This is a genomic window from Pseudomonas sp. MEJ108, assembly GCF_030208985.1.
Taxonomy (GTDB): Bacteria; Pseudomonadota; Gammaproteobacteria; order Pseudomonadales; family Pseudomonadaceae; genus Aquipseudomonas; species Aquipseudomonas fragariae.
Genome location: NZ_JARVSW010000021.1, coordinates 43,889 through 68,995, shown reverse-complemented (window position 1 = coordinate 68,995; position 25,107 = coordinate 43,889). Strand labels below are relative to the sequence as shown.

Sequence of the window (25,107 nt, the reverse complement as noted above, 5' to 3'; positions counted from 1 at the left end):
GCGCGACCTGATGAGGGTCGCGCTTTTTTTTTGGAAAATATTTCTTTTTTGTGCCCGAAGTCGCTTATAGCGGACCTGTTTTGTACCCGGATGACAGCACCATAGAAGTGCAAAACAGGGGCTGTTCATAAATTAACCACACAGCTGTAAGCCACGTGTAACAAGGGTTTCAAAAAGTTACCCACAGACATACCCACGATTTCCGTGGACAACTTTTCATCGATTTCGGACCTTAAAAACCCTGAGCAGTGCAAGCGTAAATTTTGACGGGGGTCTGCAATGCTGGTGTGATGGCATCTGTGATGGCCAACGAGGCCGCCTGACATAACCTTATGCACGTTTGGCGGTTGATTCGACAGACTGTCCATAGTGAGATAGATGATTTATCGAGGCTCCCCTATGCAACAGCGTTGTAACGTGGCCGTACTCGGCCTGGGTGCCATGGGTGCTGCCACTGCCTATCAGCTGGCAAAGGCCGGAGTCGATGTGATTGGTATCGACCGCTACGATCCCCCGCACACACAGGGCTCCAGTCACGGCGATACACGCATCACGCGACTCTCGGCCGGTGAAGGTCCGCAATACCTGCCACTGGTACGCAGCTCACAGCACATCTGGCGCGAACTTGAAGCATTGAGCGGCGAGTCGCTGTTCGAACAATGCGGTGTGCTGGTGATGACCTCCAGCCCGGCCTACGATCCCGAGGACGTCAACGACTTCACCCATCAGACCATCGCCCTGGCCCGCACTCATGGGGTGAAGCACGAGGTATTGGCGGCTGCAGCGATTCGCGAGCGTTTCCCTCAGTTCTCTCCTGTGCTGGACAGCGCCATCGGCTATTTCGAACCCGAAGGCGGATTCGTTCGGCCCGAGCGCTGCATCGCCGTACAACTCAAGCTGGCAAGGCAACACGGCGCGCGTCTGCTGACCCACGAAACGGTCACGCACTTACAGGCGCATGGCGATCAGGTACGAATCACTACCGACAAGGGCTCGATCATCGCCAACAAGGTCGTAGTCAGCGCGGGTATGTGGTCGTCCGGGTTGCTCGGCGCACCGTTCAGCGACCTGCTGCGGGTGTGCCGGCAAAAGCTGTTCTGGTTCGAGTTGCAGCACGAAGCTGTCTTTGCTGCGCCGTCGCCAAGCTTCATCCTGAGTCATGGGCCGGGCGAAGCCGATGTCAATTACGGCTTCCCGCCGCTGCCCGGTGAAAACAGCATGAAGGTCGCTACCGAGCAGTACCTCGATACGTCAGCGGCTGACCGGTTGGACCGCACCATTACCGCGTGGGAAGAACAGGAAATGTTCCGCACCCAGGTGCAGGGCAGGATTGCGGGACTGACACCAAAGGTGGTCAAGTCCTCGGTATGCGCCTACACCGTCACGCCGGACTGCCACTTCATCATCGATGAACACCCGCACTTGAAAAACATGACGGTGGTCTCGGCCTGTTCCGGCCACGGTTTCAAGCATTCGGCCGGGCTTGGACTGGCGCTGGCGCAACGTTGTATTGATGGCGAGAGCGATGTGGATCTCTCGGCCTTTTCATTGCAACGCTTCGCCAGGCAGGCTTGATCAGCGCGCCACCACGAACGCCTCGTCGATGCGCGCCAGATCGGTGTCGCGCAAGGTGCCGGCGTAGTAATGCAGTTTGATCCAGGCCATCAAATAGTCGTAACGGGCTTTTGCCAGATCGCGACGGGTACTGTAGAGCTGCTGCTCGGCGTTGAGGGCATCCAGGCTGATGCGCTCGCCACCCAGAATGCTCTGGCGCGTCGACTCGACCAGCGCCTGCGCCGAGATCAGCGCTTTCTGATAGGCGCGCAACTTGTTCACCCCTGACGCACAGGCGTTGAACTGGCGACGCAGTTCGATCAGTGTTTCCCGGGTCTTGCCCTCCAGCTCATATTCAGCCTGCTCGCGCTTGCTGTTGGCCTGGCGCACCGAGGCACTGGTGCCACCTCCGGCATACAGTGGAAGACTGAGCTCGATGCCTATCGTGTTGGTGTCGTAACGCTGATTGTAGGTGTTGCCGCTGTCCGATTCGTTCTGGCGGATACTTGCGTAGGCGTTCACCGTCGGCAGATGCCCTGCGCGGTTGCGTTCCACCTCGTATCGCGCCACTTCCAGGGACTGACGTTGCGAGGCCAGGATCGGGCTGTTGGCCATGGCCAGCGCATGCCACTCGGTAAAACTGGACGGTGCCAGTACCAACGCTTGAAAGCTGTCCCTCAATGGCTCCAGCTGCGCAACATCGATACTCGGTTCGCCCAACAACGCCGCCAGCTCGCGCAAGGCCGCATCCTGCTCATCGCTGGCTTCGATCTGCTCGGCAATCGCCAGTTCGTTGCGCGATTCGGCTTCGAGAATATCGGTGCGCGTGCCTTCTCCCCGCTCGAACATCTGCCGGTTCTGCGCGAACTGGCGCTCGAACGCCTGCTGCTTGGCACGCGCGATATTGATCTGGTCCTGGGCGAAAAGTGCCTGGGTGTACAGGGTCAACACCCGCACCAGCAATTCCTGGCTCTTGCTGCGAAAGGTCTCGTCGGCAAACAGCGCCTGAGCCAGCCCCTTGCGGTAATTGGCGTACGCCTCGTAATCGATCAAGGGCTGCTGAACCGTCAGGCTCGATCCAAAGCTGTTGTAGTGGCGATGGTCGGTGGTGTCTTGAGCGCTGCCTTTGAGGGTCGCCTTGGAATCGTTGCGCCCCTTGTTGTAGCTGTATGACACGCGAGGCAACAAGCCGGCACGACCAATCACCCGGTTCTCCAGGCCCGCGTCGCGCTCCTTGAGTGCGCCCAGATAAACCGGATCATTGCGAAGCGCCAATTCATAGACCTGAAACGGGCCCATGGCCTGGCTCAAAGGTGCAGTACCCAGCAGGATGGCCGTCAGCAGAGCGGCTTTAAAGGGATGACGAGACATCCTATTCCTCCGTCAACGCGGAGCCGGCACGGTCCAGCAAAGGTTTGAACAGATAATTGAGCAGCGAGCGCTCACCCGTGCGCACGAACATTTCAGCGGGCATGCCGGGTTTGATCACCAGCCCGTTGAGTTTTTCCAGCGCCGCGTCGCCCACCGAAGTTCGCAGCACGTAATACGGCTGGCCGGTTTTTTCATCCTGCATCTGGTCGGCGGAAATCAGGCTCACCTCACCGGAAACACGCGGCGTGCGGCTTTGATTGAACGCGGTAAACAGAATGTCGACCGGCAAATGGCTGGCGACCTTGTCGATCAGTTGCACTGGCAGCCGCCCTTCAACTTCAAGCCGTGTGCCTTGCGGAACGATTTCCAGCAGGGTTTCGCCGGCACGCACCACCGCGCCTTCGGTGTGCACGCCCAGATTGACGGCGATGCCATCAGCCGGCGCAAGGATGGCGCTGTGTTGCAGACTGAAACCGGCCGAGGCCAGTTGCTGCTCAAGGGTAAGCGCCTTGACCTGGGCATCGGCCCATTGGCTGCGCACCTCTTTCTGGTACTCCTCGCGCTGCTGCTGAAGGCGTAACCGCGATTCGACGATACCTTGCTCTATACGTCCGGTTTCGCCTGCGTTTTGCGCCAGGCTCTGTTGCACCTGAGAAAGCTGACGCTGGAACTCCAGCAGGCGATTGCCGGGAATGAACCCGTTCTGCGCCAAGGGCTCCAGGTTACTCAGCTGCTTGCGTAACGAGTCAGCCTGAGCCAGCAGGTCCGAGCGGGCACGGCGCATACCGGCAAGTTGCAGTCCGGCACCCTCAATGCTCGCCTGCAAGCCGGATTGCTCGCGCGCCAGCGCCTGGCGCCGGCTGCTGAACAACTGGCGCTGCCCTTCAAGCACCAGCGCCAGCCGAGGGTCGGGGTCTTGCCCCTGCCCGGCGGCAATCAGTTCTGCGGGGAAGCGCACCTCGTCAAGGTTGTCGCGCTCGCTCTGCCAACGCGCCAGGCTGGCCCAGGCCATTCGATACTGGGCTCGCAGCGATTGCACGTCAGCTTCGACCTGAGTCTGATCAAGGCGAAACAGTGGTTCGCCCTCTTTCACCAATTGGCCTTCACTGACCAGAATTTTGCTGACCACGCCGCCATCCAGCGACTGCACAGCCTTGCGCTTGCCAGAAACAACCACCGTCCCCTGCACGGCAATGCCCTGATCCAGAGGAGCAAGACTGGCCCACAGAAAGAAACTGCCCGCTCCCGCCAACATGAGAATCCAGCCGGCGCGAACAAAGAACTGCACGCCGCGCTCCTTGCCCGGCACGGCGTAATGAGTGTCGATAGGGCTGTTCATACGTCGGACTGCCTGTTCTGCGTGCCGTACTGACGGCTCATGGAAAGCCCGGCAGGTGCCGGGCGGGATTGCGATTGAGGCTGCGCTTGCGGTGCTTGTGTGGACGATGGCTGTCCCGACAAGGCCTGCAGCACCTGAGCCGTGGCGCCGAATGCCTGCATGCGACCTTCGCTCAGCACCAGCAGACGATCGGTCTGGTTCAACGACTGCGTACGGTGGGTGACGAGCACGACAGTGCAGCCGCGGGTCTTGAGTTCAGCAATCGCCTGAGTCAGCGCCGCTTCACCCGCGGCATCCAGATTGGAATTGGGCTCATCGAGCACCACCAGTCGCGGATCGCCATACAGCGCACGGGCCAGCGCGACGCGCTGTTTCTGACCACCGGACAAGCCTGCGCCATCATCGCCCAGCCGCGTGTCGTAGCCTTGCGGCAGGCGCAGAATCAGTTCGTGTACGCCCGCCAGTTGCGCGGCAGCGACCACGGCGCTCGCGTCACCCTCGCGAAAGCGCGCGATGTTTTCCGCCACGCTGCCACCGAACAGCTCGATATCCTGCGGCAGATAACCAATATAGGGACCCAGCGCCTCTCGGTCCCAGCGATGCATGTCGGCCCCGTCCAGACGTACCGTTCCGCCCAGCGCCGGCCAGACACCGACCAGCACGCGTGCCAGGGTCGATTTGCCGGAGCCGGATGCGCCCAGCACGCCGAGCACTTCACCGGCCTGCAACTGAAAGCTCACTTGCTGAATCGTCGGCGACGTTTTGCCAGGAGGCGCAGCGCTGACCTGTTCCGCACTGATCTGACCACGCGGTGCCGGCAGCGGCATGCGCGGCGCGGGCTCGGCGTAGGTCTTGAGTAACTGGTCGAGGCGCCCATAAGCCAGGCGTGCAGAACTCCATTGCTTCCAGACGGCGATCAGTTGGTCGATAGGGCTCAGAACCCGACCCATGAGGATCGAACCGGCGATCATCATGCCAGCAGTCATGTCTCCATTTATCACCAGCAGTGCGCCCAAGCCCAGCACCAGCGACTGCAGGCACAGACGCAGGGCCTTGCTGATCGAACTGATCACCGCTCCCGTATCACTGGCCCGGTTTTGCAGGGCCAGAAAGCGCCCATGCACATGGAACCAGCGACGCCGCAAGACCTCAAGCATGCCCATCGCCTGGATCGCCTCGGCCTGCTGCAGGTGCCGGGTCGCCAATTGCGCAGACTGCTGCGAGTAGCCGCTGGCTTCGGCCAGCGGTTTGCGGGTCAGCCATTCGTTGAGACACGCCAGTCCGACCAGCAACACCGTGCCTACGCTGGCGAGCACGCCAAGCCAGGGGTCAAAAAGGAAGATCACCGCCAGGTAGATGGGGAACCACGGGGCGTCGAAGAACGCGAACAACGCCGGCCCGGTGAGAAACTGGCGGATGAAAGTCAAGTCACCCAGCGCCTGTCCAGCCTGACGCTGTCCGGCGTGCAGGTTGCTCTCGAACGCAGCCTGATAGACGCGCAGATTGAAACGCTTTTCCAGCTCACTGCCGATGCGGATCACCACAAAGCTGCGGACCATCTCCAGCAGGCCGATAAACGCAAAGAACCCGACCACCATCAGCGTCAGCATGGCCAGGGTGGTCTGGTTCTGTGAGGTCAGTACGCGGTCATAGACTTGCAGCATGTAAATCGATGGGGCGAGCATCAGCACGTTGATCAGCGCGGTAAAACAACCGACACCGATCAACGCGCTCTTGTAGTCAGCCAGCGCTTTATAAAGCGGCGGCCGGGCGCTTTGGGGCAACGCACTCATGGTTGTTCCTTGATGGTCTTGCTTGTGACGGAGTGACATCCCTGGGTTTTGACAAACAACTCGCGTAGGTCCGTGAAACGCTTAATCGGCGAGCCGTCCAAGGACCAGCACTTCACCGCCGGGCAGACGCGCCTGATAGATCTGCTCCCCCATGTTATTGAGGTGAATCAGGCGATTGCCTTCCTTGTCGGTGAACGCCAGGCCATCCGGAGTCGGAAACCAGCCAGTGGGTGCTTCATGCAACCACTTCACTGCGCAGGCGAGATCGCCCGTCAGTTGCGGTACTTCGGTATTGAGATGCAGCTCACAGACTTCGTTCGTCTTTCCCTGAAGAGAAAGTCGCCACTTGCCGCTGAGTTCATCAGGATTGGGCAGTTTCAAACTCATGGCCAGGCTTGCTCCAGAAATACCCACCAGCAGCCCAAAGGCTGCTGGCACGATTCGAAAAACGTGAGTGATCTTCATGGCGGGGTACTTTTCAGATCATGGACAACCGCAGGGTCGTCCATGATTGTTACAGATTAAACCACGATATCAGTAGCCAATGCTTGACCTACAGTACCGACCAGAAAATCGCCAATGCCCTGACCGGTGAAGTCGATCGCCAGACTGCCCAGATTGCTGCTCTGGTTATAGTTGAGGATCGCCTCGCCAGCGTGGCCGCTGAACGCGTTGACGAACTGCAGCGCGCTCAGCGTGGAAATGGCCGACACGTCGATCTTGTCCTGACCGCTGACGAAATCACGAATCGTATCCTGGCCTGCACGGTTGGAATCAGAGCTGGCGCCAAACACGAAGATGTCGGCACCTGCACCACCGGTCAGGCTGTCGGCGCCGCCACCACCGTAGATGATGTCGTTGCCGGCACCACCCTTGAGGTCGTTGGCGGCAGCATTGCCGATCAACAGGTCATTGCCCGAACCGCCCAGCGCGTTTTCAACCACCACACCCTTGGCGATCGAAACGTTGCCCACCATGCCACCGACATCCGAGAACGAGGCGGCATTGAGGTTGATCTTCTGGTTCTGGGTGAAGCCTGAGAAGTCGAGGGTATCCTTGCCCCCGCCATCCCACACCGAGAACACCACCTTGGACGAGGCGGAGGTGGCGCTGTAGAAATCGCGCCCGGCAGTGGAGTTGAACCCATAGACCGTATCACCGGCACGGGTGCTCATGTTCGCGCCATAGAGCTGCTGAACGGCAGTGATGTCATCCAGCAACGGTGCCGAAGAGTACGACGGAGCACCGCCCTTGACGAAGTTCTGGTCGGTGTTGGACTCACTCCAGTAGCTCATGACGCTGTAGCCACGGGTATCTTCTGCGTAAGTGGCGTCCTTGTAGCTCGGATTGCCCTCGCCCGCGTTGTAGTCACCTGGGTGAGACAGGCCAAGGGTGTGGCCGATTTCATGGGTCAGGGTCTGACGACCGTAATTGCCATTGTCCGGGGTGGTGTTGACCTTGTAGCTGTTATCGACAAGGTACCAGGACTGGCCGTCAGTACGGCTGTTGCCGCTGGGCAGGTAGGCAAAAGCTGCCCCGCCTGCACTGCCGTTGCTGTAGTTGCCGAAGGTCATATGCCCGTCGCCGCCGGAAGCTGCCTGGGTGAAGCTGACCTTGGCAACGTCTGCCCAGGATTGCATCGACAATACTGCCTGTGCTTTCTGCTGCGCGTTGAACGCACTGAAAGTCCCCAGCGAATTGTCGAACCCGGCAGGTTTGGCCGTCAGGAACGTGTAAGTGAGGTTGATGGTGCCGTTGCCATCGCGATCCGTCCAGGAGGCGTCGTCGCGAAGAATATAATCAGCGGCCTGATCGACTGAATACGAGGGCTTGCCATTGATCGTGAGGTTGCCGCCACGGTCATACTGGTGCGCGAACGCATTGATCTGGTCGAAAGAGGTGCTGGTAGCAGCGGAAAGTTGGATTGCAGCATTTTCTTTGACTTTCGTCATGACACTTCCTTGTTTGCTGATTGATTGACAGGTCAGGTACGACAAGACTCTCCCCTGTAGCGAGAGAGTCCGGTCACTCGCCTGGTGAAGCGTGAAATCGTGTTGCGTAACAAAACTGACACATCTTGAAATCTTGTGTCCAGCGCTGTTCGATGATGTCAAGTGGCCTCAAATGGGCAAGCGCCTACAGGCATTGGAGAATCGCCTGATATTATTTTTTGTGATGATGAGATCGTCGATAAGCGCTTGAACAGACTGTAACAAGCTTGATAAATATGACTGATAGGTCAGGAATTTTATGGCTTCGACTGACCACGAATGCCTTGGGTAATGACGCGCCCCACTCAGCCGCTATGAACAGCATTTCGCCAGCCTTGCCATTGGCCAAAGCTGACACTTTTCCCCGACACAGAAACGCAAAAAGCCCCGACGAGTCGGGGCTTTTGTTGAAGCGCAGTGGCCTGAATGTTCAGGCCAGGTAAATCAGTCGTCGCGGCTCATGATGCCGAAGATCTGCAGCAGGCTGATGAACAGGTTATAGATCGATACATACAGGCTGACCGTCGCCATGATGTAGTTACGCTCGCCACCCTGAATGATCGCGCTGGTCTGGAACAGAATGCAGACCGACGAGAACAGCACGAAGCCCGCGCTGATAGCCAGTTGCAGACCGCTGATCTGGAAGAACATGCTGGCCACTACTGCACCCAGCAGGACAAAGAAACCTGCGGTAATGAAACCACCCAGGAAGCTCATGTCCTTGCGAGTGATCAGTACATAGGCCGAGAGACCGCCGAATACCAGAGCCGTCATCGCGAAGGCGGAGCTGACCACTTCAGCCCCCCCGGCCATGCCCAGGTAACGGTTGAGGATCGGGCCCAGCAGGAACCCCATGAAACCTGTCAGGGCGAAGGTCGACACCAGACCCCAGACCGAATCACGCAGCTTGTTGGTCAGGAAGAACAGACCGTAGAAGCCGATCAGCACCACGAAAATGTTCGGGTAGCCGACGCGCATCTGCTGAGCGACGAAGGCCATGACACCACTGAAAGCCAGTGTCAGGGCGAGAAGACCGTAAGTATTGCGCAGGACACGACTAACCTCGAGCTGGTCGGCCTGCATGCCGGTTTTAAGGCTGTAATCCTGTTCGCGCATGGCGAAACTCCTTGCTGTTGAAATGTTGAGTTGCAAAGATCATAACAGAGGCGCTGCAACTGGCTAGTCACAGAGTTTGACAGCTTGTTTCATTCCGGTATTATGGCGCCCGCAACGAAGTGGAGGTATGGCCGAGTGGTTTAAGGCAGCAGTCTTGAAAACTGCCGACTGTAACAGGTCCTAGAGTTCGAATCTCTATGCCTCCGCCATATTTGGCAGCGCAAAGCCCTGATTATTCAGGGCTTTGTCGTTTCTGGGGTTTGGCCAATGCCTCCGCAAGCTCATCAGCCCATACTTGGCCCACGCTGACAAAATGTGGATACTGCCAGTTTGCCAGCCGATGAACCATGGAAGACCCTAATGGCCCCCAGCCGAACGCTTGTCCATCCTGTTGGAGGCACGCAACCCCATGCGGATGAGATTCGGCACGCTATCAAGGCTGATGGTCACGATTCAGCGCCAGCCACCTTGGGAATAGACCGTATCGATGAAGAGCTCGAACGCCTCGCGATCGGCCGATATGCCCGCTTCAGTAGAGCGTCAGACAATCTCGCGGGCGGCACTCAGCCGTTAGCCGACCCTATCCATACCACGGTTTCCGATGGGCACCACGCCGACCTGGCCATAGGGCGCTATGCGCGCTTCAGCAGACCGTCTCCCAACCTGGTTGGCGGTACGCAACCCCGGGCGGACACGCCGTCGGAACAGGCACCCTCGCCCTTCACCCCGCAGATGCGCCATCCAGAGCGTGAATCCGAGTTCTTTACCATCCGGCAGGACTCACCCGGCACCCACTCTTTCAGCATCCCCAAGGCACCTGATCGCCCGGCGAAAGCCAGATGGCTGCGTCCAGGGGAGCCGCTCACCGTGGCCGATATCACCTTGCCCGGCGGCATGATCTACACGGGCACGCAGAACCCCGAATTCAGACTATCCGAACCTTCTTTCATAGACGCAGCCTTGCCGGTGGCCGGTTCCGACACGCCTCCCGTTGCGGGGGTGGCCTACTATTGGTCGACCTACAAAGATCTTGAACCTGCCGCGCGCAGGGGCTATCTGCAGTGGCTGGCGGGGGGACGTTGTGATCCTGAGGCAAGCAGTGGTTACCTGTTCATGTTTTTCCACGGCCTTGAACGGCGTTTACTGATCGACAGCCTTTCTGATCCCGATGCACGAAAAGAGATTCCCGCGATAAAAGAGGAAATCGAGCGTTTGCGGACTGTTTATCATCGGGATCTTTCGTTTTATAACCAGGCTTCGCGGCTTCTCGAATACCTGAACATGCCTGTCATTTCAGGGCAGATGTATTTGCGCGAGCCACCAATGGAGTCGGCCGACCGCTATGAAATGCCCATCGTGCTGCGAGTGGCGCTGGGCCAGATGGCCATCGACAAATACCCGTTGAACGCATCCTGGGCCTTATCCTGGGCGCTGACGGATCCGAATATCTCGCGTGGCAAACCTGTTGGCAGATGCGCAGATCTGTTTCAGCGCCTGTTCAGAGCCGAATATGAAGAGCAGTTTCCCGACGGCCTGAAGCTGCTGAGGAACAAGACCCGACTATGGGTCGCCTATCGCCCATCGTCCGCCTACCTCGATGTACCGGAAATACCGGTGGGTGATCTGCCAGACGTCAGCATTACGTCCGCCACCCGCAAGAAAATCCAGGTCCTCGTGCAGGGCTGTGCTTCAGTGCTCGCACCATTCAGTCGGTACATGGGCCGCAATGCCGATGATCTCGCTAAGCATGAGTCATTGGAGGCGCTGCTATTGCTGCCGGTGTCGCTATGGCCCGAATACGCCAGGCATGAACTGCGACAGCTTCAATCGGAGGTCGGCCCTGCCACGAAGTTGATGACGCTTGATCAGCTGGCGATACGTTTCAAGTCTGACGGTGCCCAGGCACGCAACCAGATCATCGCGCTGATAAAAGTACTTGAAGACATGCACATAGGAATGGAACCGGATGTGCTGGCGGGCAATCGTGCGCCCAAACCTGAGGACAGCATCGTTCTGTTCGCGACCGGGCCCGATCCTGGCATGTCGCGGGTGACAGCGGACTACAACGCGGCTGTCGTCACTCTGGATCTCGCCAGCAGCGTGGCAGCGGTTGATGGCGGCACGAGTCAGCATGCAGTTGCACTGCTCGAACGGCATATCGACTCATGGGAGCATCTGCGTGTCGCGCATCGAACACGTCTCAAGGCGTATCTGTCGATGCAACTGCAGCAGCCGCCCAACCTGGCAAGCCTGAAAAAGAAGCTGGGTTCGCTGAATCAGGAAGAAAAGCAGACCATCGTCGGTTGCCTGACTCACCTTGCCCACGCTGACGGAGCGGTTACGCCTGAGAAAGTCAGATTGCTTGAGCGGATCTACAGGGCACTTCAACTCAATCCACACGCTCTTTACAGCAACCTCCATGATGCTGCGGCCGGTTCGCATACAGGACAGGTCTCGACAGCGCTGTCAGCCGCTACAGCAACAGGCCCCGACAAGAAGCAAGGCTCCGGGATCGTGCTGGACATGGACAGGGTTGCCCGGTTGCGACGCGAAACGGCAGAGGCTTCGGCGCTGCTGGCTGATGTTTTTCGTGACGATCAAGAGGACGAGCAGCAGGACGACACGCAGATAGCCGAAGACGATGCTTCACAAGACACCCCAGGCACTGGCACCCATCTCCATGGACTCGATGCGGGGCACTCTGCGTTTCTGCGCCTGCTGGTCTCGCGCAACCAATGGAGTCGACGAGAGCTGGAAGTCGCGACGGCAGGTATGGCGTTGATGCTCGACGGTGCGCTGGAGCAAATCAACGATATGGCATTCGAGTTGTTCGACATGCCGGTTTCCGAGGGCGATGACCCTATCGAAATCAACCCGGATATTTTAAGCGAGCTTGCCCTATGAACAAGATACGAGCCAAGGATCGCGATGCGGTCATTCAATCACTGCGCGCAGGTGTCGTTCCTCGTGTCGGGCAGCACTTGATTCAGGTCGGACGAGCGGGTGAGCTGGCAGCTCTTATCAAGGATGTAGACAGGCTGGCCGAAGGTGGTTCTGCCTTTCGTATCGTGGTCGGCGAGTATGGCGCGGGCAAGACGTTCTTCCTCAATCTGGTCAGAGGCATTGCGATGGAACGCAAGCTGGTGACGATGCACGCTGATCTGAACCCCGATCGACGCCTGCACGCTTCAGGTGGTCAGGCGCGCACCCTGTACGCCGAGCTTGCCAAGAACATGTCTACACGTACCAAGCCGGACGGTGGCGCGCTTCAGGGTATCGTCGAAAAGTTTATTTCCCAGGCCAGAACCCACGCGAGCAGTAAAGGCGTAGACAGCGAGACCGTCATACGCCAGAACCTCGCCGAGCTTACCGAAATGGTCAACGGCTATGACTTTGCCGAAGTCATAGCGGCTTACTGCCGTGGCTTTAACGAAGGCAACGAACAGCTCAAAGCCGATGCAATACGCTGGCTTCGGGGGGAATTCACCACCAGGACGGACGCACGAGCGGCCCTCGGGGTCAGAAGCATCGTTGACGACGCGTCCGTGTACGATCAGCTCAAACTGCTTTCCCGATTTGTGCGCCTGGCAGGCTTCGGCGGGCTTATGGTGTGCCTGGACGAACTGGTCAACCTCTACAAGCTTGCCAACACGCAGGCTCGCAATGCGAACTACGAACAGATCCTGCGCATCCTCAATGACTCACTGCAAGGGTCGACTGACGGACTGGGCTTCGTTCTGGGCGGCACGCCGGAATTCCTGATGGACACTCGCCGCGGCCTCTACAGCTACCCGGCTTTACAGTCACGCCTGGCAGAAAACACCTTTGCCAAGGCTGGCTACGTCGACCTTTCCGGCCCTGTCATTCGGCTGACCAGCCTGACCCCGGAGGACTTCTATGTCCTCCTGCTGAACCTGCGTAACGTTTATGCCTACGGCGACGCGGAACACTACCTGCTTCCGGAAGAGGCCATCCCGGCCTTCATCGAGCACTGCGGTCAGCGTATGGGCGAAGCTTACTTTCGAACGCCACGCACCACCATCACCGCGTTCATCAACCTGCTGGCGGTTCTTGAGCAAAACCCTGAGGCCGACTGGAGAAACCTTTTGGGCGCCATTGACATTGCCAGGGATGACGGCGGCAAAAGTGATTTCACTGTAGAGGCCGATGATGAACTCACAAGCTTCAAGCTCTGACTCATCCGCATTCGAACGGCTTCACCCCGATGTACAACAATGGGTGTGGTCGCAAGGCTGGACATCGCTCAGGGATGCTCAGGAATGTGCCATACCTGCGCTGATCGACGCTGATCGCGACGTCATCATTGCGGCCTCCACTGCAGCGGGCAAGACCGAGGCGGCGTTTCTGCCCATTCTGACCCATTTGCTCAGCAACACCGATGCGCCAGGCGCTGTCCTCTATATCAGCCCGCTCAAGGCCTTGATCAATGATCAGTGGGACAGGCTGACACGTCTTTGCGAGCGCCTGGAAATCCCGGTGGTCGGCTGGCACGGGGACGTTTCGGCAAGCAGGAAGCACCGCTTTCTGAAATCGCCCAGAGGGATCCTGCTCATAACCCCAGAATCGCTGGAAGCCCTGTTCGTGAACCGGGGCTCGGCGCTTGCGGGGCTCTTTCAGCCCCTTCGCTATATCGTCATCGACGAATTACACGCGTTCATCGGCAGCGAGCGCGGTAAACAATTGCAGTCCCTGATGCACCGCGTAGAAACGGTTGTCGGCAAAAAGCTGCCACGCGTAGGCCTGTCTGCGACCCTGGGCGAGATGGCACTCGCCCGCGAGTTCCTGCGTCCGGGGCAAGGCCGACGCATGGACGAAATCATTTCTCGAGCCTCGGGCCAGGACCTTCAGGTTCAGGTACGCGGTTACACCATGCTGCCGATGAACAAACTGGCGGCAAACCTGCAGATGGTCGTGACAAAAGACGACGACAACGCCGATCAGGATGAAGAGCAGGAAGAGGATGTCTCCGGGACCAGACACGCCATAGCCGCGCATATGTACAAGGTGCTGCGTGGCAGTAACAACCTGATCTTTCCCAACAGCCGCGACAAGGTTGAATGGTACGCCGACAGGCTGCGGCACTTGTGCGAAAACGACGGTTTGCCGAATGAGTTCCTGCCTCACCACGGAAGCTTGTCCCGAGACTTGCGTGAAGATACGGAGCGAGCACTGAAAGCGGGTAGCCCGCCCGCCTCGGCCGTCTGCACCACGACCCTCGAGCTTGGGATCGATATCGGCAACATCAAAGCAGTTGCGCAGATCGGACCTCCGCCATCAGTGGCCAGCCTGCGCCAGCGACTGGGTCGCTCCGGACGTCGCGCAGGTGAGCCTGCCACACTTCGTGCCTATTGCCAGGAAGACACCCTGACACCTGATTCGGACCTCTCGGATCAGCTCCGGCAAAACCTGGTGCAGACGATCGCCATGATTCGATTGTTGATAGAGAAGTGGTTCGAACCTCCGAGAGCCAACGGCCTGCACGCCTCGACGCTGGTTCAGCAATGCCTGTCGACGATTGCGCAGCAAGGTGGTGCACATGCTTCGCAGCTGTGGAATGAGCTGATCGCGAGCGGAACATTTGCAGCCATTGATAAAACCGACTTCATGGCCCTTCTCAAGGCTCTGGGTGAAAAGAAACTGATCGTCCAGGACAGCTCTGGCCTGCTATTGCCTGGCGAAATCGGTGAAAAGCTGGTCAACCACTATGAGTTTTACAGTGCATTCAGCAGCGATGAGGAATTCAGACTGCTTCGCGATGGCAAGCCGTTGGGTTCCATTCCTGTCAGTCGCCCGCTGACCCTGGGGCAACGCATCATCTTCGCAGGCAAACGCTGGCAGGTCATGGATGTAGACCTGGAAAAGAAAGTCATTGCGGTCATACGCGCACGTGGCGGCGAACCTCCGGTATTCGACGGGCTGGGCGCCAAGATCCATGACCGGGTGCGTGAAGAAATGCGCGCGGTACTGACGGAGGTCACGCCCTGCCCGTTCCTTGATGCCAATGCACAAGCCCTGCTGGCGGAAGCGCGCCAGACCTTTCACCGGCTGGGGCTGGCTGACCAGCGCCTGACGGGTTCGACCTCAAGCAGCTACCTGCTGACCTGGGCGGGCGACTACACCAATGATGCGCTGTGCCTGCTGCTCAACCAGGCTGGGGTCATGTGCACAGCTTCGGGGTTGGTACTGGAAATCAGCGCTTCTCAGGAAAGCGTGCGGACAGCACTGGCCAGGATTGCAGAGCTGGATGCAACCGATGTGGAGCCCCTGTTGAAAGATGTGAAGAATCTGATCCGGGAAAAGTGGGACTGGGCCCTGCCAAAATCGCTGTTGATCAAATCATTTGCCTCCAGCCAGCTGGATATACCCAACGCGATTGCGCTTGCCAAGACATTGACGACTTGACGGCAGGCCTCGCGGCTCAGCCCGCGCCGTCTGATATATTGATGCGCATCCTGTATCAATAGATCAACGTTCAAATGCCCATCAATTTCGACCTCAACGACCTCCAGGCATTTCGTGCCGTAGTGGAGAACGGCAGCTTCCGCAAGGCCGCTGAAACCGTGCAGATCACCCAGCCTCCGCTCAGTCGGCGGATAGAAAAGCTCGAGTCTGCACTGAACGTGAAGCTGTTCGAGCGCACCACCCGCAGGGTCAGTCTGACTACGGTCGGCCGCGCATTTCTGCCTCAGGTCGAGCGCATTCTGGACGATCTGGACAGCGCATTGATGACCATCGAAGGCGTCGGCTCCACGCGAATGGGCAGCGTGACGATTGCCTGCGTGCCTTCAGCCGCCTATTACTTCATGCCGCAGGTCATCAGCGCTTTCCATCGGTTGTTTCCGAAAATCAGAATCCGGGTGATGGATGCCAGCGCCAACGAGGTCAACAGCGCAGTTGCCCTGGGCGAAGCCGATTTCGGGGTGAGTTTCAGCGGCAATCTGGCGCCGGAAGTGGACTTCGAACTGCTGCTGCAGGAACGCTACGTAATGGCCTGCAGGCGGGATCACCCGCTGGCTACGTGCGAAAGCGTCAGTTGGGAAGAGATGTACCGCCACGACTACATCGCCCTGGACATCACCTCGGGTAATCGTCTGGTGCTGGATCAGGCGCTGGCACCTTCGCGCCCGCACAAGGAAAGCATCTGCGAAACCCGTCATGTCACAACCATGATCGGCCTGGTGGAAGCGGGCCTTGGCGTGGCTGCGGTGCCCTCCATCGCCATGCCGATGACCGCTCACCCGTTTCTGGTGAGCGTGCCATTGGTTGCGCCCGAGGTGATTCGCAACGTAGGGCTGATCAAGCGTCGTGGCAGGACCTTGACACCGGCAGCCCTCGAGCTGGAGCAACTGGTCAGGAAAATGCCGTCACGTTCAGCGGGGAACTGAATCCAGACCGGTGGACTGCACCGTGGCCTGGGCTTTCGGGGAGGCCAGGTAATCCAGCAACGCTTTCGCTTCTTTCGGGTGCTCGGCATTGACCGGGATGCCCGCGGCATAACGGGTTACCGACTGAACGTCTTCCGGAATCTTCGCCACGAACGTCACGCCGGGAATCGGCAGCAGCTCGGCAACCTGTTGAAAGCCCACTTCGTAGTCGCCCTTGGCAACCACCGAAGCCACCGGGATGCGCTCGATCATCTTGCCCTTCGGCGCGAGTTCCTTCTCGATACCGAGCTTTTTGAAAAGCTCTTTTTCGATGTACACGCCACTGGCGCTGTCGGAGTAAGCCACAGACCTGGCCTTGAGCAGGGTGGCTTTAAGCTCACTGTCGTTGCCGATCGCAGGCTTGGCCGCGCCCTCCTTCACCACCATGCCGATCCGCGAATCAGCCAGTTCGACCCGCGATGCCGGGTCTACCTTGCCTTGCTTGATCAGATCATCCAGCGCATAGCCGACCATGATCACCACATCGGCGTGCTCGCCCCGGGCCAGACGATTCGGGATGGCCTCGGGTGCCTTGCCCATCGATGGGCCGAGAATGGTGTCCAGCGAGTCTCCGGAAGATGCCGCGTATTGCGGTCCGAGCAGTTTGTACGCAGCCGTAAAGCCGCCGGAGGTCATGACCTTGAGCTGTTCAGCCTGCGCCGCCGCACTGACCGCGATACAGCCGAGAAAAAGCGCTGCCAGTTGATGTTTGTATAACGATTTCATAGTGATTTTTCCTTGATTAAACAGCCAGTTGCGGGCGGGTCGAGATGTGCCGGTAGAGCACCAGTGTGGCGCCCAGCGCACAGGCTGCAGCAAATGTCATCCAGTAAGCAGGTGCAGCCTTGTCGCCGGTCAAGTGGATCAACCAGGTCGAGATCGCCGGAGTGAAACCACCGAAAACCGCCGTCGCCAGGCTGTAGGCCAGCGAGAAACCGGCAACACGCACCTCTACCGGCATGATTTCGGTCAGCGCCGGAATCATCGCGCCGTTATACAAGCCGTAGAGGAACGAGAACCACAACAGCACTTCCAGCATATGGCCGAAGCTGGGCGCCAGGGCGAGGAAAGACAGCGCCGGGTACGCACTGATGATGGTCAGCAGGGTCATCGCGACCAACAGTGGCTTGCGCCCGAAACGGTCACTCAACATGCCGCCGACCGGCAGCCAGATAAAGTTGGAGACACCGACCAGCAGCGTCACCAGAAGCGCATCGGCAGTACTCAGGTTGAGTACGGTTTTGCCGAATGTCGGTGCATAGATGGTGATCAGGTAAAAGGTGGTAGTGGTCATCGCCACCATCAGCATTCCGGCAATCACCACACGCCAGTTTTGCAGCAGCGTCGCGAACACCTGTCGCATGGTCGGACGGTGAGAGCGAGTAGCGAACTCTTCGGTTTCCTGCAGGCTGCGGCGCAACAGGAAAATGAACGGGATGATCAGGCAACCGATGGCAAACGGAATTCTCCAGCCCCAATCGGCCACAGCAGCAGGTGCCATCCATTGGTTCAGGCCGTAACCCAGTGCAGCGGCGACAACGATTGCCACCTGCTGACTACCTGACTGCCAACTGGTGTAGAAGCCCTTGCGGCCGGGTGTCGCCATTTCTGCCAGATACACCGACACCCCGCCCAATTCCGCACCGGCAGAGAAGCCTTGCAGCAAGCGTCCGACCAATACCAGGGCCGGTGCCCACAAGCCGATGCTCGCGTAACCGGGCACCAGAACGATCAGCAACGTACCACTGGCCATGATCGACAGCGTCACGATCAGCCCTTTGCGGCGGCCCACGTCATCGATGTAGGCACCGAGAATGACGGCACCCAGCGGACGCATCAGGAAGCCCGCCCCGAAGACCGCGAAGGTCATCATCAGCGAAGCAAACTCACTGCTGGCCGGGAAAAAGGCGGAAGCGATCTGGGTGGCATAGAAGCCGAACAGGAAGAAGTCGAATTGCTCGAGGAAATTACCGGAGGTGACCCGAAATACCGCGCCTGCCTTCGACCGGGAGGATTCTTTTCGTAATGAGGATGAGCCGTGCATCAGTGTTCTCCAGCGATCTTATTAGAGTGTTGTAAGCGCTTGTGAGGAAGGAGTCTGCCGGACACACTTTGAAACGATAAGTGCTATGTTTTCATCGATTGATGCCCGTTGGACATCAATCGAAACTCAAGCGGTTGCGCCCTGACCCCGCATTTGCGGGTCAGCACGCGCCAAACTCACACGCCTGCCCTTGAATTCTTTATCATTGCGCATGTTTTGTTGGCAGAGCCGATCATGAAATTCGCCATCTCCCTTTTTTCCGCCGCGCATGCGCCCTCCTCTCGGCGAGCCTTGCAGTTCGCCAGGGCGGTGTTGGCAGGCGGGCATGAAATTGTCCGGTTGTTCTTCTATCAGGACGGTGTACACAGCGCGTCGGCCAATGTCGTGACGCCGCAGGACGAGCAGGATATGGCACTGCAGTGGCGTGACTTCATCGTCGAGCACAATCTGGACGGCGTGGTGTGCATTGCCGCCGCGTTGCGTCGCGGTGTGCTCGACACCCAAGAGGCCGAGCGTTATCAGCGGCCGGCGGCAAACCTGCGCGAGCCGTGGGAATTGTCCGGGCTGGGCCAGTTGCACGATGCCGTGCAATCGGCTGATCGCCTGATCTGCTTCGGAGGGCCATGAGATGCCCAGATCACTGTTGGTTGTCACCCGCCAGTCGCCGTGGTCCGGCCCCGGTGCCCGCGAGGCGCTGGATATCGTACTGGCGGGCGGTGCATTCGATCTGTCGGTGGGCCTGCTGTTTCTGGACGACGGGGTTTTTCAGTTGTCGCCACAGCAGTCGCCCGACGCCCTGCAACAGAAAGACCTGACTGCAAACCTGAAAGCCCTGCCGATGTTCGGTGTCGAAGACCTTTACGTCTGCGGACAGAGCCTGGCCGAGCGCGGCATCTCCCTTGGCGCATTGAGCGAAGAGATGAGCCAGTTGACCACGCGCGCGGAATTGTCAGCACTTTTTGACCGGTACGACGAGGTGATTACGATCTGATGGCTACTTTGCACGTTCTCTCTCACTCGCCGTTTGCCGACACCCGGCTGGACAGTTGCCTGCGCTTGCTGGGCAAGGATGATGGCGTACTGCTCTGTGGCGATGCCACCTATGCGCTGATGCCGTCCTGCACGCAGCTCAAAGCCCTTCAGCCTCTGGTCGAATCATCGCAGTTGTTCGCCCTCGACGAAGACCTCCGCGCACGCAATCTGCCTCTCCCTGCCGGAGTCAACAGCATCGACTACCCGGCGTTCGTTGAACTGTCGCTGCGCTTCGACAAGGTCAATACCTGGTTATGAAACAGTTGAACATTGACGGGCGCAGCATCGAACTGGACAAGGATGGTTTTCTACAAGACCTCAGCGACTGGTCGCTGGACGTCGCCCACGCCCTGTCCGCCGAGGAAGGCATCGAGCTGAGTGCCGAGCACCTTGAAATCCTCGAATTGCTGCGCGGCTTTTACGCCGAGTTCCAGCTTTCGCCCGCGACACGGCCGCTGATCAAATACACCGCGCTGAAGCTGGGTGCGGAAAAAGGCAACAGCATGCACCTCAACCGCCTGTTCAACGGCACTCCCGCCAAACTCGCCGCCAAGCTGGCGGGCCTGCCCAAACCGACCAATTGCATATGAATGATTACGCTGCGCTTGTCACTGAAACACCTGAAGAACATCCCTTTGCGACCTTCGTTCGCATTCTGGGCAAAGGCAAACGTGGCGCGCGCAACCTGACTCGCGAGGAAGCACGGGAAGCCATGGGCATGCTGCTCGATGAGAAAGTCGAGGACACCCAGCTCGGGGCTTTTCTGATGCTGCTGCGCCACAAGGAAGAAAGTCCCGAGGAACTGGCAGGGTTTACCGAAGCGGTGCGCGAACGTCTCAACGCTCCTGCCATGCAAGTCGACATCGACTGGCCAACCTATGCCGGGAAAAAGCGTCACCTGCCGTGGTATTTGCTGGCGGCCAAATGCCTGGCGCAAAACGGCGTCAGGATCCTCCTGCACGGCGGCGGCGCGCATACCGCAGGGCGTCTGTACACCGAGCAACTGCTGGACCTGCTGAAGATTCCTCTGTGCCGCAACTGGTCAGCGGTCAAGACCTCGCTCGAGCAAGAACAGCTGGCGTTCATTCCGCTCGCCGACTGGGCACCACAGTTGCAGCGCATGATCGACCTGCGCAACACGCTGGGGCTGCGCTCGCCCATTCACTCGCTGGCGAGGATTCTCAATCCGCTGCAGGCGCGTTGCGGCCTGCAAAGCATTTTTCACCCGGGCTATCAAAGCGTGCATCGCGATGCCAGCAGCCTGCTCGGCGACAACGCCATCGTGGTCAAGGGTGATGGCGGCGAAATCGAGATCAACCCCGACACCATCAGCCACCTGTACGGCACCACCGGCGGCCAGCCGTGGGATGAAGAATGGCCAGCGCTCTCACCGCGCCGCCACGTAAAACCGGCAACGCTCGACCCGCAGCAACTGCTGGCCTTGTGGCGAGGAGAAATCGAAGACAGTTACCCGCAACTGGCCTTGATATCGACCATGGCGCTCGCCTTGCGCGGCCTGGGCGTCGATCGTGACGAGGCCTTCGCCCAGGCGCAGGTATTCTGGGATCGCCGCAACATCAATCTGTGACCCTTCGGCCTTTCGACAATGAAAGGCCGAATCCAGTCGAACCGATGCACCCGCACTGACCTCCAAGCTCTATCACCTGGAAATGGGAGTCAGACATGGGCCTTCTGGTCGAAGGACACTGGCAAGACCAGTGGTACGAAAGCAGCAAAGATGGCGCATTTCAGCGCGAAAATGCTCAGCGACGCAGTTGGGTCACGCCCGATGGACAGCCGGGACCGTCCGGTGCAGGCGGTTTTGCTGCGCAGGCGGGCCGCTATCACCTGTACGTGTCTCTGGCGTGCCCGTGGGCACACCGCACGCTTATCTTGCGCAAGCTCAAGGGCCTGGAAAGCCTGATCGATGTTTCGGTAGTCAGTTGGCTGATGCTGGAAAACGGCTGGACCTTCGACCAGCAGAAAGGCTCCAGCGGCGATGCACTGGATGACCTGCAGTTCCTTCACCAACGCTACACCGCCGACGACCCTCGGTACACCGGCCGTGTCACCGTTCCGGTGCTGTGGGACAAGCAGGAGCAATGCATCGTCAGCAACGAATCTGCGGAAATCATTCGCATGTTCAATTCTGCATTCGACGAGTTGACCGGCAATACGCTGGATTTCTACCCGCAAGCGCTACGCGCGAGCATTGACGAGCTTAACGAGCAGATCTACCCGAAGGTCAACAACGGCGTATACCGGGCTGGTTTCGCCACCTCGCAGGGTGCGTATGAGGAGGCGTTCGATGATGTGTTCGCTGAACTGGATGTGCTGGAAACCCTGCTCGGCGAAAAGCGCTACCTGACAGGCAAACACCTCACTGAAGCCGACATACGCCTGTTCACCACCATCGTGCGCTTCGATGCGGTGTATTACAGCCACTTCAAATGTAACCTGCGGCGCATCGCGGACTACCCCAATCTCAGCAACTGGCTACGCGAGCTGTATCAGTGGCCGGGGATCGCAGAGACGGTGAGTTTCGAGCACATCAAAGGGCATTACTACGGGAGCCATCGCACCATCAACCCGACCGGCATCATACCGAAGGGGCCCGCACTCGATCTGCAGGCCGATCATGACCGTGAGCGACTGTCCGGTGAAGGTGTCTGGAACAACTGACGTATGGGAAGAAGGGGTGGATAGCCCGGACGGGCTACCCACCATTGGCATCAGAGAGTCGCCTGAGCGCCCTCGAACCACGCCAGCTTTTCACGCAATTTGACCACCTCACCAATGATCACCAGCGTCGGCGCATGAACATCATGCTCGGCGACCAGTTGCGGCAGGTTTGCAAGGGTACCCGTGAACACACGCTGATTGACGGTGGTGCCCTGCTCGACCAGTGCAGCAGGCGTGTCGGCAGAGCGACCGTGCCGGATCAACTGCTCACAGATGACTGGCAAACCGATTAGCCCCATGTAAAACACCAGTGTTTGCGCAGGCGCTACCAGGTCTGACCAAGGCAGATCGGTCGTGCCGTTTTTCAAGTGCCCGGTGATAAAACGTACCGATTGCGCGTGATCACGGTGCGTCAGCGGTATACCCGCATACGCCGCGCAACCGCTGGCAGCGGTGATGCCAGGCACCACCTGGAACGGAATGCCATGCGCCGCCAGCTCTTCGATTTCCTCGCCGCCACGGCCGAATATGAACGGATCACCGCCCTTCAGACGCACCACTCGCTTGCCCTGCTTTGCCAGCGCAACCAGTTGCTGGTTGATCTGCTCCTGCGGAACGGCATGTTCCGCACGGCGCTTGCCAACGTAGACCCGCTCGGCATCACGACGGCACAGGTCAAGAATCGTCGGTGCAACCAAGCGGTCGTACAGCACCACATCCGCCTGCTGCATCAGGCGCAAGGCCCGAAAAGTCAGCAAATCCGGATCACCGGGACCCGCACCGACCAGATAGACCTCACCGGTCTCGGGAGGCGGCTCGCCGGCAATCTTGGCGATCAGCATGCGCTCGGCCTCGGCGCCCTGCCCGGCCAGTTGGCGATCGGCGATGGCCCCCTGAAAAACTTCTTCCCAAAACGCCCGACGCTGCTGCACGTTCGGAAACAGGCCTTTGACCTGATTGCGAAAACGAGCGGCCAGCCCGGCGAGCTGACCGTAGGAGGACGGAATCCAGGTTTCCAGCTTGGCGCGAATCAAACGTGCCAGCACCGGCGCATCGCCGCCACTGGACACGGCGATCACCAGCGGCGATCGGTCGACGATGGCCGGAAAGATCACCGTACACAACGCCGGGGCGTCGACGACGTTGACCGGAACGCAACGCAAGCGGGCATCGCGGGACACCTGAGCATTGAGCGGCTCATCGTCCGTCGCAGCAATGATCAGCACGCAACCATCGAGGTCGCACTCGCTGTAGCCGCGCAGGATCATCTCACCGCCGCTCTGGACAACCAGTTCGCTCAGTTGTGCCTCGATTTCCGGCGCAACCACGCGCAGCACTGCCCCGGCGTCGGCAATCAGACGTGATTTGCGCAGGGCGATTTCACCGCCGCCAACCACCAGCACCCAGCTGCCACGCAGGTTATGGAACAGCGGCAGAAATTCCATTTAACCGATGACCTCAAGGCCGCCCATGTAAGGCTTGAGCACCTCAGGCACACGAATCGAACCGTCCGCCTGCTGATAGTTTTCCAGCACCGCCACCAGTGTGCGGCCTACCGCCAGGCCCGACCCGTTGAGGGTGTGGACCAGCTCCGGCTTGCCGGTTTCCGGGTTGCGCCAGCGAGCCTGCATGCGGCGCGCCTGGAAATCACCGCAGTTGGAGCAGGAAGAGATTTCGCGATATTTGTCCTGGCTCGGAATCCAGACTTCCAGGTCGTAGGTCTTCACCGCACTGAAACCCATATCGCCGGTGCACAGCGCCAGCGTGCGATAAGGCAGTTCAAGCAGTTGCAGGACGCGTTCGGCGTTGCCGGTCAGCGACTCGAGCGCGGCCATGGAGTCGTCAGGCGCAACGATCTGGACCATCTCGACCTTGTCGAACTGGTGCTGGCGGATCATGCCGCGGGTATCACGCCCGGACGCGCCCGCTTCACTGCGGAAGCAAGGGGTATGGGCGACAAACTTGAGAGGCAGCTGTTTGGCGTCGAGGATTTCACCCGACACGATATTGGTCAGCGACACTTCGGCAGTCGGAATCAGGTACAGGTCGGCTTCACCTTCGCGGGAGATCTTGAACAGGTCTTCCTCGAACTTGGGCAGCTGACCTGTGCCCTGCAACGCTGGAGCCTGCACCAGATAGGGCGTGTAGGTCTCTTCGTAGCCGTGCTCGTTGATGTGCAGATTGATCATGAATTGTGCGAGGGCACGGTGCAGACGTGCGATCGGGCCACGCAGCAGCGCAAAACGCGCGCCGGACAGCTTGGCGGCAGTCTCGAAATCCAGCCAGCCGAACTTCTCGCCCAGCGCAACGTGATCCTTGACCTCGAAATCGAATGACGTCGGCGTACCCCAGCGACGTACTTCGACGTTGCCTTCTTCGTCGGCACCGACCGGCACGGACTCGTGAGGCAGGTTCGGAATGCTCAGCACCAGCGCATCCAGTTCGGCCTGAATGCCGTCCAGCTCGACCTTGCCTTCGCTCAGCTCGTTGCCCATGCGCTCGACATCAGCCATCAACGGCGCAATGTCCTCACCGCGCTGCTTGGCCTGACCAATGGATTTGGAACGGGCATTGCGCTCGGCCTGCAGCTGTTCGGTGCGGGTCTGCACTACCTTGCGCTGGGCTTCCAGCGATTCAATGCGCGCCACATCCAGCGTGAAACCACGGGAAGCCAAGCGATCCGCTACGTCCTGAAGTTGAGTACGTAACAGTTTGGAATCGAGCATATCGTTCTCTCGTC

The 25,107-nt window shown here is 59.1% G+C and carries 21 protein-coding genes and 1 tRNA gene; 12 read left to right on the top strand and 10 right to left on the bottom strand.

Going from position 1 to position 25,107, the window contains the following annotated elements:
- Positions 1-399 precede the first annotated feature (399 nt).
- Positions 400-1,575 carry an N-methyl-L-tryptophan oxidase gene (gene solA / locus QRN50_RS12085; protein ID WP_096126782.1) on the top strand — a complete coding sequence of 392 codons (1,176 nt, stop codon included), beginning with the start codon at positions 400-402 and terminating at the stop codon, positions 1,573-1,575.
- Here solA and QRN50_RS12080 read toward each other — a convergent pair whose 3' ends face one another.
- The 6 genes from QRN50_RS12080 to QRN50_RS12055 all read right to left on the bottom strand — a co-directional run bounded on the left by QRN50_RS12080 (position 1,576) and on the right by QRN50_RS12055 (position 9,164).
- Positions 1,576-2,925, bottom strand: coding sequence for a TolC family outer membrane protein (locus QRN50_RS12080; RefSeq protein WP_003405041.1), 1,350 nt, complete (start codon positions 2,923-2,925; stop codon positions 1,576-1,578).
- Position 2,926: 1 nt separating this feature from the next.
- Entirely contained in the window at positions 2,927-4,264 is a 1,338-nt protein-coding gene (locus tag QRN50_RS12075) for an HlyD family type I secretion periplasmic adaptor subunit (protein ID WP_003371807.1), read from the bottom strand.
- Complete coding sequence (locus QRN50_RS12070) at positions 4,261-6,057, bottom strand: type I secretion system permease/ATPase (RefSeq protein WP_003405043.1); 1,797 nt, start codon at positions 6,055-6,057, stop codon at positions 4,261-4,263. The genes QRN50_RS12075 and QRN50_RS12070 overlap by 4 nt, the downstream gene beginning before the upstream one ends.
- Before the next feature lie 81 nt (positions 6,058-6,138).
- Positions 6,139-6,522, bottom strand: coding sequence for a protease inhibitor Inh/omp19 family protein (locus QRN50_RS12065; RefSeq protein WP_096104086.1), 384 nt, complete (start codon positions 6,520-6,522; stop codon positions 6,139-6,141).
- 56 nt (positions 6,523-6,578) lie between these two features.
- The gene (locus tag QRN50_RS12060; protein WP_003405046.1) at positions 6,579-8,009 is read right to left on the bottom strand and encodes a serralysin family metalloprotease; all 1,431 of its coding nucleotides are present in this window, start codon (positions 8,007-8,009) and stop codon (positions 6,579-6,581) included.
- 483 nt (positions 8,010-8,492) lie between these two features.
- Entirely contained in the window at positions 8,493-9,164 is a 672-nt protein-coding gene (locus QRN50_RS12055) for a Bax inhibitor-1/YccA family protein (protein WP_002553978.1), read from the bottom strand.
- 121 nt (positions 9,165-9,285) lie between these two features.
- Between QRN50_RS12055 and QRN50_RS12050 the strand changes: the two genes are divergently transcribed.
- The 5 genes from QRN50_RS12050 (at position 9,286) to QRN50_RS12030 (ending at position 16,570) form a co-directional block, all read left to right on the top strand.
- Positions 9,286-9,373: transfer RNA gene (locus QRN50_RS12050), tRNA-Ser, on the top strand.
- A 151-nt stretch (positions 9,374-9,524) separates the two neighbouring features.
- On the top strand, positions 9,525-12,068 hold the full coding sequence (locus QRN50_RS12045) for a tellurite resistance TerB family protein (protein ID WP_096126783.1): 2,544 nt from the start codon (positions 9,525-9,527) through the stop codon (positions 12,066-12,068).
- Complete coding sequence (locus tag QRN50_RS12040; protein WP_096126784.1) at positions 12,065-13,360, top strand: ATP-binding protein; 1,296 nt, start codon at positions 12,065-12,067, stop codon at positions 13,358-13,360. Before QRN50_RS12045 ends, QRN50_RS12040 begins: the two co-directional genes overlap by 4 nt.
- Positions 13,361-13,403: 43 nt before the next feature.
- Positions 13,404-15,587, top strand: a complete 2,184-nt coding sequence (locus tag QRN50_RS12035) for a DEAD/DEAH box helicase (RefSeq protein ID WP_096126785.1) — start codon at positions 13,404-13,406, stop codon at positions 15,585-15,587.
- A 74-nt stretch (positions 15,588-15,661) separates the two neighbouring features.
- Positions 15,662-16,570: a LysR family transcriptional regulator gene (locus QRN50_RS12030; protein WP_096126786.1), complete on the top strand. Its 909-nt coding sequence runs from the start codon at positions 15,662-15,664 to the stop codon at positions 16,568-16,570.
- Here QRN50_RS12030 and QRN50_RS12025 read toward each other — a convergent pair.
- Positions 16,556-17,335 (bottom strand): substrate-binding domain-containing protein, encoded by a 780-nt coding sequence (locus QRN50_RS12025; RefSeq protein WP_024642106.1) that lies wholly within the window; start codon positions 17,333-17,335, stop codon positions 16,556-16,558. The genes QRN50_RS12030 and QRN50_RS12025 overlap by 15 nt on opposite strands.
- 16 nt (positions 17,336-17,351) lie before the next feature.
- Positions 17,352-18,653, bottom strand: coding sequence for an MFS transporter (locus QRN50_RS12020; protein ID WP_011268262.1), 1,302 nt, complete (start codon positions 18,651-18,653; stop codon positions 17,352-17,354).
- A 234-nt stretch (positions 18,654-18,887) separates the two neighbouring features.
- Between QRN50_RS12020 and tusD the strand changes: the two genes are divergently transcribed.
- The 6 genes from tusD to QRN50_RS11990 all read left to right on the top strand — a co-directional run bounded on the left by tusD (position 18,888) and on the right by QRN50_RS11990 (position 22,367).
- Positions 18,888-19,280, top strand: a complete 393-nt coding sequence (gene tusD, locus QRN50_RS12015) for a sulfurtransferase complex subunit TusD (RefSeq protein ID WP_024639665.1) — start codon at positions 18,888-18,890, stop codon at positions 19,278-19,280.
- Between the two features lies 1 nt (position 19,281).
- Entirely contained in the window at positions 19,282-19,644 is a 363-nt protein-coding gene (gene tusC / locus QRN50_RS12010; protein ID WP_003405065.1) for a sulfurtransferase complex subunit TusC, read from the top strand.
- Complete coding sequence (gene tusB / locus QRN50_RS12005) at positions 19,644-19,943, top strand: sulfurtransferase complex subunit TusB (protein ID WP_096126787.1); 300 nt, start codon at positions 19,644-19,646, stop codon at positions 19,941-19,943. The genes tusC and tusB overlap by 1 nt, the downstream gene beginning before the upstream one ends.
- Positions 19,940-20,275 carry a TusE/DsrC/DsvC family sulfur relay protein gene (locus tag QRN50_RS12000; protein ID WP_003317943.1) on the top strand — a complete coding sequence of 112 codons (336 nt, stop codon included), beginning with the start codon at positions 19,940-19,942 and terminating at the stop codon, positions 20,273-20,275. The genes tusB and QRN50_RS12000 overlap by 4 nt, the downstream gene beginning before the upstream one ends.
- Positions 20,272-21,273 carry a glycosyl transferase family protein gene (locus tag QRN50_RS11995; RefSeq protein WP_024639668.1) on the top strand — a complete coding sequence of 334 codons (1,002 nt, stop codon included), beginning with the start codon at positions 20,272-20,274 and terminating at the stop codon, positions 21,271-21,273. Before QRN50_RS12000 ends, QRN50_RS11995 begins: the two co-directional genes overlap by 4 nt.
- A 95-nt stretch (positions 21,274-21,368) precedes the next feature.
- The gene (locus QRN50_RS11990; RefSeq protein WP_024639669.1) at positions 21,369-22,367 is read left to right on the top strand and encodes a glutathione S-transferase family protein; all 999 of its coding nucleotides are present in this window, start codon (positions 21,369-21,371) and stop codon (positions 22,365-22,367) included.
- A gap of 50 nt (positions 22,368-22,417) precedes the next feature.
- On the opposite strand, the gene cysG is transcribed toward QRN50_RS11990, so the two are convergent.
- On the bottom strand, positions 22,418-23,812 hold the full coding sequence (gene cysG / locus QRN50_RS11985; protein WP_024652457.1) for a siroheme synthase CysG: 1,395 nt from the start codon (positions 23,810-23,812) through the stop codon (positions 22,418-22,420).
- Positions 23,813-25,093: a serine--tRNA ligase gene (gene serS, locus QRN50_RS11980; protein WP_003317946.1), complete on the bottom strand. Its 1,281-nt coding sequence runs from the start codon at positions 25,091-25,093 to the stop codon at positions 23,813-23,815. It lies immediately after the preceding gene.
- Positions 25,094-25,107 lie beyond the last annotated feature (14 nt).